Source organism: Paracnuella aquatica (assembly GCF_003332885.2).
Taxonomy (GTDB): Bacteria; Bacteroidota; Bacteroidia; order Chitinophagales; family Chitinophagaceae; genus Flavisolibacter; species Flavisolibacter aquaticus.
Genome location: NZ_QOWJ01000008.1, coordinates 74665 through 87320 on the forward strand (window position 1 = coordinate 74665; position 12656 = coordinate 87320).

The window sequence follows — 12656 nt, forward strand, 5'->3', positions numbered from 1 at the left end:
GGGCAGAATGCTTCGCTGTGTACATTACTGTAAACTTTAGTTGTTAAAGGTTAAGGTCAAATGCTGCTGGCGATTAACATCATTTGAGCTGGCGAACATTAGTCCACCGATCTGGTAGACAAATATAGAACAAAGGTTTTCCCGACAAAAAATATTTGTCATTTTTCAAAAAAATATTTTAAGCAATTGGGTGAAGTGGATGATCATTGAAGCTACACACATCTACTACATATCACATTATTTGCTGACAATAGTTTCGCCTTGTCCAGAACTCTACATCACAGCATTACCGCTTTTCTTTTTTTGATTGCACTGTAAGTAACAGGTGGAAATTGAATGATAGCTGAACCACACAAATGCTGCAGTGCAGCAAGACAATTTCAGACAGAGCCCAGCAAGTAAACCAAACATTTTTTTGAACCACTAACATGCTACGCTACAATCATTTGCATGCGTAGCTAAAGAACCAAACAATAGCCGGGCTCAAAAAATATTTGGCAAATAAAAATTTTCGCCAATACATTTGTCTACCAAATAGGTAGACTATTAAATTTCATTTCAATTTTCCCAACCAGCCTGCAATACGGCGCCGAAAACCTAAAGCCGAACAAACCAACCGAGCATGAAGAAGTATCTTTTTTTAACGCTGTACATTGTTTTCTGGACCAGTGCAGCATTTGCCCAGGGCACCATAAAAGGCGTGATCAAAGACAGCGTGGGCGCACCTGTTGAAGGCGCCACCATCAACATAACTGGAACCAACATTTACTCCTTTGCCGATGCCAAAGGGCAATTCAGCATTGCCGTAACCAAGCAACCGCCTTACAAGCTGCGCATCAGTTCCATTGGCTTTCTGCCGCAGGAACTTTTGGTAGACAGTTTTCCAGCTTTGCCCTTAGCTGTTGGACTGACGCACAGCAATGAAATGTCGGAAGTGGTGGTAACCTCACGCCGGCGTATTGAAACCGCGCAGAATGTGCCCATACCCGTTACCGTGATCAGCGGCGCACTGGCCGATGATGCAGGCGCATTCAATGTCAACCGCATCAAAGAACTGGTGCCTACGGTGCAATTGTATTCATCCAATCCACGCAATACCACCCTCAACATCCGCGGCCTGGGTTCTACTTTTGGATTGACCAATGATGGCATTGATCCCGGTGTTGGGTTTTATGTTGATGGCGTATACTATGCCCGCCCGGCCGCTACCACACTGGATTTCATCGACATCGACCAGATTGAAGTGTTGCGCGGGCCACAAGGAACTTTGTTTGGCAAAAACACAACGGCAGGTGCATTCAACATTACCACAAGAGGGCCATCATTTACACCCGGCGCCAAGTTTGAAGTAAGCTATGGCAACTATGGCTACATACAGGCCAAAGCTTCCATAACCGGCCCGTTAAGTAAAAAATTGGCGGCACGTATTTCGTTTTCGGGCACCCAACGCGATGGCGTGCTGGAAAATGTGGTTACCCAACAACCGGTGAACGACCTGAATAACCTGGGTGTACGCGGCCAGCTATTGTACACACCTACTACCAAATTGAAAATAACTTTTGCTGCCGATGCTACCCGCCAGCGGCCTAACGGTTATGCACAAGTGGTGGCCGGCGTGGCTCCTACCCTGCGGCCTGCTTACCGTCAGTTTAACCAGATCATTGCCGACCTGAATTACCAATTGCCCAGCCAAAATCCATTCGACCGCTTGATCGATCACAATACATCCTGGCGTTCCGGCAACGACTTAGGTGGCGTTTCCATGAATGCAGATTTTAAAATTGGACGCGGTACGCTTACATCCACCACCGCGTGGCGCTATTGGAACTGGGATCCATCCAACGACCGCGACTTTACCGGGCTTGCCGTATTGTCGCTGTCGCAGGCCACTTCCAAACACAAGCAATGGACACAAGAGCTGCGCTACGCCGGTGATATTTCTACAAAACTGAGTGGCGTGATCGGTGCGTTTGCCATCGGCCAGGACCTGAAAACCGACCCTTATCATATTGAAGAATCGGGTGCTGCGCAGTGGCGTTTCTCGCAAAGTTCTACCAGCGAAAAATGGAAGACACCTGGCCTGTTTGATGGCTATGGCATCAAAACTACTTCGCGGCTGAAATCCTTTGGTGCCGCGGTGTTTGGCCAATTGGACTGGGCCATTACACAACGACTGCACCTGTTGCCCGGCATTCGTTTTAACTACGACAAAAAAGACGTGGCCTACCTCCGCGAAACATACGGCGGCCTGCAAACAACCGATCCGGATTTGATTGCGCTGAAGAACATTGTGTACAGCAACCAGGCATTTACCGCCAATGTTGATGAAAGCAATCTTTCGGGACAACTGACGCTGTCGTACAAAGCTTCGGACCGCTTCAATTCGTTTGTTACTTACTCTTCCAGCTACAAGCCTGTGGGTGTAAACCTGGGTGGCCTGCCCACGAGCAATGGCAAAGTGCTGACCGAACTGGCCCGCATCAAACCGGAGTATGTAACACATTACGAAGTTGGTTTTAAAACAAAGCCCACGTACAACACCACGTTCAATGTTGTGTTGCACAATACCGACATCAAAGACTACCAAACGCAGGTACAAACTGCCGAAGTGGGTGTAAACCGCGGATACCTGGCCAATGCAGAAAAAGTTCGGGTTCGCGGTGTGGAAATTGATGCGACGTACCGCACCAACAACCATGTAAATATTTTTGGTGCACTGGCTTACACCGATGGCAAATATGTTTCGTTTAAAAATGCGCCAGTGCCGCTGGAAGAAACTGGTGCGCCTTCTGCCTTCAAAGATGTATCGGGTGGACGATTGCCCGGTGTTTCGAAATGGGCCGGATCGTTGGGCGGCGAGCTCACGTCGAACGATGCAAAAGCACTGGGCCGCAAAGGCAAATATTTCTTTGGATTTGAAACCTACTACCGCTCTGAATTTTCATCCAGCGCATCGCCATCCAAATACCTAAATATCGATGGATATACGCTGGTCAATGCACGGCTCGGTTTTCGCGCAGCAAACGGGCTTTCCCTTTTTGTTTGGTCGCGCAATTTGTTTGACAAAAATTATTTCGAACAATTGCTGCCTGCAGCAGGCAATGCGGGCCACTATGCCGGCGTACTCGGCGACCCGAGAACATTTGGTGCTACCATTCGGTATTCATTGTAAACAAATAAAGCGCAGTGTAAAAAAGCAAGGCCTATTGGTCTTGCTTTTTTATTGCTCATTGGTCGGCGATGTTTGAAGCAGTATGCATTGCGCCATATTCGGCGCTACATTTGTTGACTAAAGCAAAAACAAATCATGCAACCCGATAAAGGCATTTTGGAAAAATACGCACAAGTGATGGTACATTATGCTGTCAATAACGGCAATGGCATTCAAAAAGGTGATACGGTTTTTTTGGTGGGACAGGAATGTACCAGGGATTTATTCCTGGCGATTGCCAATGAAATTTACGCAGCCGGCGGCAATGTTATTTCCAACTATTTACCTAACAACACCAAAGAAACAAGCCTTGCCCGGCTGCTGCTGCAACAAGGCAGCGATGAGCAATTGTCATTTTTTGCGCGGCCTTATTGGCAGGGTATTGTAGATGCTACCGATCATATCCTTTTCATTATTTCAGAGCCCGATGTGCATTACCTGGCAGATGTTCCGGCAGCGAAATTAAGCCTGATGAACAGCGCCAGGGCGCCCTACATGAAGATGCGGGAACTGAAAGAACAAGCCGGCAAACTGTCTTGGACACTTTGTTTGTACGGCACCCAATCGATGGCCGATGAAGCTGGCTTAACGCTGGACGAATACTGGGAGCAGATCGTTGATGCCTGTTACCTGCGCGAACCCGACCCGGTGAGCCGCTGGAAAACAGTGCAGGCCGAGATTGAAGCGATCAAAGACAAGCTAGATGCATTGGCCATTGATACGGTGCATATAAAAGGCGAAGACGTAGACCTGCACGTACAGATTGGCGAGCACCGCAAGTGGCTGAGTGGCGGCGGAAAAAATATTCCTTCTTTTGAAATATTCACATCACCCGATTGGCGCGGCACCAACGGCACCATCCGGTTCAATCAACCGCTTTATTATTCAGGCAAACGCATTGCAGGCGTGGCACTGGAGTTTGCAAACGGCGTTGTTATAAAATCATCCGCTGCCGAAAATGAAGATGCGCTGAAAGAAATGATTGCACAGGAAAACGCCGACAAGGTTGGCGAGTTTTCACTAACCGACCGGCGCCATTCCCGCATCACTAAGTTTATGGCAACTACCCTGTTTGATGAAAACATGGGCGGCGCATTTGGCAACACGCATATTGCGTTGGGCAATGCATACAAGGACACATTTACCGGCGACATGGCTGCTGTAACCGAGGAAGAATGGGCTGACATGGGTTATAACAGTTGCCCGAAAGTGCATACTGATATCATCAGTACCAGCGACCGCACGGTTACTGCTACACTTCGTGATGGCCGAAAGCAAGTGATCTATCAAGACGGGCAGTTTACTTTGGATTAGTTAACTGCGCATTTCATTTAACGATCAATACAAACGGCGCACAGAACCCATTCGACTGGTTGTTGTGCGCCGTTTGTAATGGCAGCCAATGCTGAATTTATAAAATGTAATAACTATTAGTGATTAACCATGTCCTCCCAACTACCATCTACCTCTTTCCAGCTGCCTTCTGCAATTTCTGCTTCGAGTTCGCCGGCATCCCAGCCACAATAACCGATCAGCATTTTTAGATCCTGCTTTCCCAAGCTATCATTATTGATGGCAGCAACTGCCTGCTCCATATTGCCACCAAAATAAATACTCGCTGCAACCCGTTCTCCGCCTTCAATTAAGTCGGGGCGACGATGTATTAAAAAGAGTTGTTCGCCACCAACAGGACCGCCTTCATAAAGTGGAAAAGGGGTGCTGTGCTTATACGCTTCCAACTCATGCAGCGAACGGCCAAATGGCCGGTTAACAATAAAGCCAACGGCGCCGGCATCATTGCATTCAGTGAGAAAGATGATTGCATTTTCAAAATAGGTGCCCCTCAACGCCCCGGTACTTTGTATAAAATTTCCTGCTTGCATGGCTATAAAATATATAAAGGATGCAACAGCAAGTTAAGGCAGGATTGGTACGGATGCTTCATTTTAATGTAGGCTAAAAAACCGCCACTTTCCTTCTTGCTTTTACATAAAAAGCCCCCTGTAGACACAGGAGGCCGTACTAACGATTGCTTGCCATTGGGTGCCATGAACGGATTCGAACCGTTGTATAAGGCTTTGCGGGCCTTAACCTCGCCACTCGGCCACACGGCACAAAAACTTAATGGAGCGCAGCCGCGTCAGGGCAATAAAATGGTCACCTGCACCGGCGCAGATTCAACCCGAACCTGCTTGTCTTTTTTGTCATTGCCCCTCACGGTGATGGTTAGTGGCAATTCCTGCCAGCTCGTGAACTGAAAAGCACCTTTGTCATTGGTAAATGCTTCCTCCTCTCCTTTACTTGCATACACATGCAACTGCGGCAGCGGCTTACGCGTATGCGCATCGAGCACAATCCCAGTCACCTCGATGGGTGGGTTGTGTTCAATATTTTTATAAGACAAAAGCATGATCAACATAATTGAAATCAGCGGAACCGAAATTTTTGTACGCATGACTAAATTTTTAACCGGTTTGTAATGACGCCATGGGTGGAATCGAACCACCGTCGCGGGTTTTGCAGACCCCAGCCTATCCACTCGGCCACATGGCTATAGAAACTTTGAAATTTTGCTTATCGAGAGCTTTATGCGCTTGAAACAAATGCTACAACTGCAACGATCCCTTGCCTCAAACCAACCGCAACTGTATCATGTAGTTCGCTTGAATATCGACACAACTTATAAGACCATCTAGGCATGCATTTCACTGATGGATTCCGTTGCAGGATCAAAACAAATCAACAACAGTAGTACATCACGTCCGTTTGTTTGTAGCACATCGCCATTGAAGCCAGGGCAAAAGATTTGACTAAGTTCATTTCGAAAACTTTGAGGGTTGTGACATTTCTACCGTTGGCGATTAACAGAGAAACAAATAGTCTACCAAATTGGTAGACAAATATAAGCCGAATATAATTCTAGCCAACAGATTCACTAATTTTTTTTGGAAAATAATTGATGTAGGCTTCCGCACTTTTTAAACAAAGCACATCAATAGGTCATTATACGGCAAACATTCTGTATTGCGGCCCTCTTTAATAGATTGGAAACTGCTAATGCCGTGCTTCTACACTATTAGGTGTATTGGTGCAAAAACGCAACTAAAATGATGCAAGCATTTTTGAGCTGAAGCTTTTAGCAGACACAATACTGTCTAGTGTTCTCAAAAAATATAGACTCTGCTAAAGAATCGGCAAAAAGGTTAAACAAATTCACCGCTATTGGCACTGACACATGCACGCCGGTTTGCCATCCTTATTGGTATGATATTTCGACGATTCCCGCACAGCAACGCTGCAGCCATGCAAATAGTAGCAGCATAAACATGCACATAAATCAGAAAACAATTATGGATGAGCAATACAAAATTACTCGGCGTAAAGTGCTGGGTGGAATCGGCGCCAGCCTGGCAATGATCGCGGTTCCGAAAGCATTTGGACAGTCGAACAATGCACAGCCTACAGCGGCCGGACTAGAAGACCCTACAACCAAATATCCAAAGCCACCGTTCAAAAGCCAGTCGCAGCCATGGCCCGGGCTGGCCAGTAAAATGGAACCCCGCCCCGACCATGGCGAACAAAGCTATAAAGGCTCTGGACGCCTGCAGGGCCGCAAAGCGCTGATCACCGGTGGCGACTCGGGCATGGGCCGCGCCGCAGCCATTGCCTTTGCGCGGGAAGGCGCCGATGTGGCCATTAATTACCTGCCCGCCGAAGAGCCCGATGCCCGTGAGGTAATTGCCCTCATCAAAGCCGAAGGCAGAAAAGGCATTGCTATTCCGGGCGACATTACCGATGAAGCATTTTGCAAGCGGCTGGTGGAAGAAGCGGTACGTGGATTAGGCGGCCTAGATATACTGGTAAACAATGCGGCATTGCAACAAACAAAGCCTTCTATTGCTGACATAAGTTCTGAGCAATTTGACCGCACGATGAAAACAAATGTGTATGCGCCGTTTTGGATCACCAAGGCAGCACTGACGCATTTAAAACCCGGCTCTGCTATCATTGTTACTACATCCGAACAGGCTACTGACCCGTCGGCAGAACTGTTTGATTATGCGCAAACCAAAGCGGCCAATACCAGCTTTGTCCGTTCAATGGCCAAGCAACTGGCACCAAAAGGCGTACGGGTAAATGGTGTTGCACCCGGGCCCATTTGGACGCCGCTGCAAGTGAGCGGTGGTGCCACCCAAGAGAAGCTGCAAAAGTTTGGCGGCGATACACCAATGGGCAGGCCCGGTCAGCCGGTGGAACTTGCTTCTATCTATGTGCAGCTGGCGGCAAGTGATGCAAGCTATGCCACAGGGCAGGTGTATGGAGCTATGGGCGGTGGTGGATTGCCTTAGTATCCGATTGTAAATACCGAGAAAAGAAAAAGCATTTCGCATTTTATATTATGATTGATAAACAAACGGCCTATTCATCAAATGAATAGGCCGTTTGTTTAAAAGAGAATGGGTAATGTTTTCATGCACCTTTCTAGCAAATTCATTGCGATGAAATATTACAGCAATGCAGCCAGCTTCTCCTGCAACAATGGCCCACGCAGATCCAGTGCAACGATCTTCCCTTCAGGGTTAACCAGGAAGTTAGCAGGGATGGCTTTGATGCCATACATTTCCGCCACCACATTTTTCCAGCCTTTTAAATCAGACACCTGCGCCCAAGGCATGCCGTCTTTTTGAATGGCTTTGATCCACGCATCACGAACATGATCCAGCGATACACCTAGGATCACAAAGCCTTTGTCTTTGTATTGCTGGTAAGCATTGAGCAAATTGGGGTTTTCGGCGCGGCAGGGTGTGCACCAACTGGCCCAAAACTCCACCAGCACCCACTTGCCTTTATATGTATCGAGGCTCACATCTTTGCCGTCCACATCCTGCTGCACAAAAGTTATTGCTGGTTCGCCGATCTGTACGCGGCCCAAAAGATTCAGCCGTTCGGCAAGGGCCACACCTTGCGATGAAGATTGAATTTTTTCATGCAGCGCATCAAACAACACCACTGCTTCTTTCACATTTTTTACATTGCTGAACGCGTATAGTTCGTGTGCACTTATGTAGCTAGCCGGATGTTCTTTGATGTATGTTTTGCGCAGCTCAAATTCATGCTGGTACAACCGGTTCATTTCTGTTTCCAGCTTTGCAGCAGCCAGCGTATCGCCTTGTTGCCGTGCAGCATTTGATTTGGCAAAAAGATCATTCACCCTTCCGCGGTTGTCCATGATCATTTTATTAAATGCAACAAATTCTTTTGTTGCAGCCGGGCCTGTAATTGTTAACTTATCCGGCTCATTCGCGCGGCCTTTTACTTCAATTTTTCCATTGTCTACATACAGGTCAAAACGCACCTTAAAATCGGAAGTAAACACCATTGCAGGTACCGGTTCTTCTACCGAACCTTTAAACGAAAAACTTCCGTCCACCACTTTGGCAGTATCAATGCGGCTGTTGTGAAAGCCGCCATAGGTCAGCATGATCTGCGGCGCATCGAGGCCATCAATTTTCGCGGTCAATGTAAAGCCCACAGCTTTCTTGCCGGCTGTTTGTGCGCTTGCAGCAAAAGTGAGCAGCAGCGCTAATATATAGAGTGAGATATGTTTCATGTCTGATTTTTAAATGGTTTTTTAAATGTTTCGACTGCGTCAGATCGGATCGCTTGGCAAGCAAAAACGAAGCATTGCAAAATGAAAAATTGTGATGCGGTCAAAACTATCGTACCGCCAGGTCAACCGGCCTGCCAGGTATGCCTTCAATCTTTCTCGTAACCGAACCGTTTTGCCCGGTGCCGACGTTTAATAAATAAACAGCACCTTCTACACCAACAGCAAGTGTATTATCGTTGTCCATTAATTTAATCATTGAAACTGCCTTGCCTCCTAAGTCAGCACCAAGTGCAACCAGTTCGCCATTGAGCGGATTGTAGCGGTGAATAGTGTTGCCATTAGCCAGGTAAAAAACACCGGTGTTGGTTGCGACCAGCTTTGTGCCCTCCTGCATCAGATTTTGCTGCGCAAACAAGCGTCTATGTATGGGTGTAAACTGGAATGGCCCATTGAAGTTTACGGTAAACTTATGCTCATACACTGCACCATCCGGCGCCTTCATAAATGCATACACATCATTGCCGTTGATCTGCACCAGGTGCAGCAATTCCATACCGGTGTTTTTGGGGTCAAACGCATTGCCCATCACATCGTAATCAACACCGAAATACATGGGCGATCCAAAAAGATTGAAGCGCAGGAACCCTTTTTTGATTTTATCAAAACCAATGTAATACCCCGAGAACGTGGCCATGCTAAAATTGAAAATAAACTTGTCCGACAGTTCATAATCTCCTGGTGTGCTCAGTCCAAATTTTCCATACAGTGGGTTCTGATCCCAGGTAGATGTTGTGCCCGCATACAGTTTACCATTGGCCACGCCGGTGATTACACCAAAAAAGTTGGATTGCATGCCTCCGATTTTTACACTAGCCGGCGGTTCAAAAAAGTTTTCCTTAATGTATTGCTTCCGCTGCATCGTATTGGCATCCAACTGCACGCCGGGGTTGTCGCCGGTTGAAGAAAACACCCAGTAGCTATTGATGACAGAAGGGTTATAAGCCTGTGCAACCGGCACCAGCTGCAGCGGGCCTTTTGGCAACGATTCGCCATGCATGGCTTCGTACAGTCTTGCCTGCACTGTGCCATCGGGGCGGATGAATGTGAGCTGCCCTGTTTCGCCTTCTTCGCTCAGCACCACCATGCCTTTCGAGAAAGCGGTTTTTCCATCAATAGCAAAATCGTGAAAATATTTCATGCCGGTGATGGTATCGGTGATGGATAACCGAGCAAAATAACGTTTGGGCCCAAGGCCAAAAATCGTTCTTAGTTGCGGCCCGCTGTACGAGTCGTGGCTAAGCTTTTCCGGGATGGCGATCTTCCAATCATAACGCAGGTGCGCTGACCCTTTTGAAGTAGTTACACCCGGATCAACAATGAGGCTGTCGCCCACAAATACCGAATACACTGTATCGAGTGTGGTTACCTTCGGCGCTTCGGGCATGTTGTATTCGTAGTTGCCTTTGTCTTTGTAACACGAAACCAATAGCCCGGAAACAAGAAGGGTAAAGCAAAATATTTTGATGAATGTTTGCTTGTTCATTTAAATTACCTCCGTTCCGTTTTCGTCAATGAAATAATATTTGCCACTCTGCGCATTCAGCCGCAGCACAAACTTTTTCGCAGCGTTGCTGCTGTTGTACAACTCGTAAGTGGTGTTGTTTTTTTGTTCCAGCACATATCCTTTGCTGCTGTTTTCCCCAACCCATTTAAACGGGTCGGCAAGGAAGCTGTTGAGGCGGCCAACATGATACAAGTTCTTGGGTGCATCCAAGCCTGATAGCGTCATATGAATGGTGCCGGAGCTGATGAGGAACAATTCGTGTTTTACCTGCGAGTAATAAGCACCAAGCCACATCTCCCACCAGTCGGGCTTTTCCAGCTTGCTCGAGAACACGATTTTTGCGGAGGACAAACCAGTCAAAGCCAGACCGAAGTCACCCGTTTCCACCAGGCTGAGGCGCAGCGTTACCGACTCGTTGCTCAATTTTGCATCCTTGTTGTACAGGACAATGGGCAGTGCAAATGTGCCGGAGTCGGCAGGCATGGTGTAGCTTTCTTTCAGCGCTTCGTAATGCACGCCGGGCACGGCCGTGGTACCCAGCGTAATGGGTTGTACTTTAAATGTGCGGGTACTATTTACCCTTTTACCGGAAATGCGCACCGGCAACAAAATGGTGTCGGTGGCTTTGCCGGGCTCGTATGCAAAAGTGTACACAATGCTGTCGCGGTCTTTGGTTGCGGCGTCGAAATCAAAATAAATATTATCGGGGCTGTCATATTTCAGCTCCGCTGCTTTTTTGCAGGAAGCAATGGACACAGCCATCAAAAACAGTGGTAAAAAAATCTTACTCATTGCAGGTTGTTTAACGGTTGCCAAATTCAATTTCATCGTTAGGCAGCGGAAACACGAAAATGGAATTGCTTGCCGGGTACGTTACCCCCGATTGACCGCTGATGCTCCTATTCAATCGCTTGTACATGTAAAAGATCTGCCCCTCGCCATAAAATTCTTTGCGGGCTTCCTTCAGCAATTCCAATTGAAATGCATCTTTCGATGCAACGTTGGTGAGTTGTGTACCAATGCCGCGATTGAACCGCACATCGTTGTAATACTTCAGTGCCAGTTGCGGGTTAGTATCAAAAGCGGCTTCCGCTGCGATGTAATACATTTCGCTCAGGCGCAGTGCAGGCGCCGCCAGCGGATGACGGTTCGCGTCGTTGTCACGCAGGTATTTTTGTACTTCATAACGTCCGCCTGTAACGTCGAGGGCTAACCGAACCCATTCTTTAAAACGCAGGTCCTCGGCGCCTACGCCGGCCACTTCAAAAAGTGCACGGCCTGCATTTTCTTCGATGTATAAACTTGCGGTAGCCGATCCAAAGCGGTTGAGCAGCGGTTGCCGCATTTCCGGGATGTACCAGGCAAACAACAACTCTTTGTACAGGATGCGGTCTTTTTTGGTAGCATCAGGTGTGATAAAATCAACGGCAGATGTCCAGGGAAATTTTTGCGCCGCGATCACTTCCTGCGCCTGCTGCAATGCTTCGTTGTTTTTTGCACCGTACAAATAAGCCCTTGCCAGCGTGCCGCAAACCGCGTAATAATTCATGCGGTGACGGCGGTTTTGCACAAACAGGTCCTGCGCTTTTTCTTCGCCGGCATTGGCGTCGGCCGGGTAAGCAACTAAGTAATCCGCAGTGCGAATCGGGTCGGTATTGCGCAGCAACTCTTTTGCAGCCAGCAGGTCGTCCACTACTTTACCCAAAACTTCGGTTACGGTATACTGTGGGGTTACTTTGTTGGTAAATAGCGTAACATAAGGAATGCCCTTTTCATTGGCGCCGTTGGCAAATGACGGGGCAAACATCCGCAACAGATCTAAATGCATATAAGCCCGCAAGGCTAGTGCTTCGCCTTTGATCAGCGCATATTGTGTGCTGGTGAGCAAGGCCTTTCGCTCCTCGATGTTTTCCAGGATCAAATTGCAACTGCTGATGGCATGATACAGCCCTTTCCACGCCGCATCTTTTCTGCTAATGAACCATGCATCTTTATAGTTAAATAAAGAAGTTTGGCGGTAGCCCAGGTTATCGGTAAAAGAAATGGAATAATTCTGCGCCAGCACATCCAGAAAACCAAAGGTCAGTTCATTGCCGTAGATATCGCCTTGCGTGGCGCGGCTGTACACACCATTCAAAGCTTCTTCAAAGCCTTCGGCGGTGCGAAAGAGTTCATCTTTCGAAATATCAGATTCGGGATTTACATCCAGAAATTTTTTGCAGGATGCCAGCGATGCCAGCATGCACACTGCAAGTAGTATTTTTTTCATT

9 protein-coding genes and 2 tRNA genes are annotated in these 12656 nt (G+C 47.6%); 3 read left to right on the top strand and 8 right to left on the bottom strand.

The window, feature by feature from the left end; genetic code table 11:
* Positions 1-622: 622 nt before the first annotated feature.
* Both DRJ53_RS12675 and DRJ53_RS12680 read left to right on the top strand, forming a co-directional pair.
* Positions 623-3172: a TonB-dependent receptor gene (locus DRJ53_RS12675; RefSeq protein WP_114236016.1), complete on the top strand. Its 2550-nt coding sequence runs from the start codon at positions 623-625 to the stop codon at positions 3170-3172.
* A 135-nt stretch (positions 3173-3307) separates the two neighbouring features.
* Positions 3308-4525: an aminopeptidase gene (locus tag DRJ53_RS12680; RefSeq protein WP_114236017.1), complete on the top strand. Its 1218-nt coding sequence runs from the start codon at positions 3308-3310 to the stop codon at positions 4523-4525.
* A gap of 116 nt (positions 4526-4641) precedes the next feature.
* On the opposite strand, the gene DRJ53_RS12685 is transcribed toward DRJ53_RS12680, so the two are convergent.
* The 4 genes from DRJ53_RS12685 to DRJ53_RS12700 all read right to left on the bottom strand — a co-directional run bounded on the left by DRJ53_RS12685 (position 4642) and on the right by DRJ53_RS12700 (position 5764).
* A complete protein-coding gene (locus tag DRJ53_RS12685; RefSeq protein ID WP_114236018.1) occupies positions 4642-5094 on the bottom strand; it encodes a YqgE/AlgH family protein in 453 nt (150 codons plus the stop codon).
* A gap of 157 nt (positions 5095-5251) precedes the next feature.
* Positions 5252-5325, bottom strand: a tRNA-Cys gene (locus DRJ53_RS12690).
* Between the two features lie 26 nt (positions 5326-5351).
* On the bottom strand, positions 5352-5666 hold the full coding sequence (locus tag DRJ53_RS12695) for a carboxypeptidase-like regulatory domain-containing protein (protein WP_114236019.1): 315 nt from the start codon (positions 5664-5666) through the stop codon (positions 5352-5354).
* A 27-nt stretch (positions 5667-5693) separates the two neighbouring features.
* Positions 5694-5764 (bottom strand) — tRNA-Cys (locus DRJ53_RS12700).
* Between the two features lie 773 nt (positions 5765-6537).
* Between DRJ53_RS12700 and DRJ53_RS12705 the strand changes: the two genes are divergently transcribed.
* The gene (locus DRJ53_RS12705) at positions 6538-7560 is read left to right on the top strand and encodes an SDR family oxidoreductase (RefSeq protein ID WP_277749277.1); all 1023 of its coding nucleotides are present in this window, start codon (positions 6538-6540) and stop codon (positions 7558-7560) included.
* A gap of 158 nt (positions 7561-7718) precedes the next feature.
* Here the strand turns inward: DRJ53_RS12705 and DRJ53_RS12710 are convergent, their stop codons facing one another.
* The 4 genes from DRJ53_RS12710 to DRJ53_RS12725 all read right to left on the bottom strand — a co-directional run bounded on the left by DRJ53_RS12710 (position 7719) and on the right by DRJ53_RS12725 (position 12655).
* Positions 7719-8822 (bottom strand): TlpA disulfide reductase family protein, encoded by a 1104-nt coding sequence (locus DRJ53_RS12710; protein ID WP_114236020.1) that lies wholly within the window; start codon positions 8820-8822, stop codon positions 7719-7721.
* 106 nt (positions 8823-8928) lie between these two features.
* Complete coding sequence (locus tag DRJ53_RS12715) at positions 8929-10365, bottom strand: PKD-like family lipoprotein (RefSeq protein WP_114236021.1); 1437 nt, start codon at positions 10363-10365, stop codon at positions 8929-8931.
* Complete coding sequence (locus DRJ53_RS12720) at positions 10366-11178, bottom strand: DUF4843 domain-containing protein (RefSeq protein ID WP_162303866.1); 813 nt, start codon at positions 11176-11178, stop codon at positions 10366-10368.
* 10 nt (positions 11179-11188) lie between these two features.
* Positions 11189-12655, bottom strand: a complete 1467-nt coding sequence (locus tag DRJ53_RS12725; protein ID WP_114236023.1) for a RagB/SusD family nutrient uptake outer membrane protein — start codon at positions 12653-12655, stop codon at positions 11189-11191.
* Between the last annotated feature and the right edge of the window lies 1 nt (position 12656).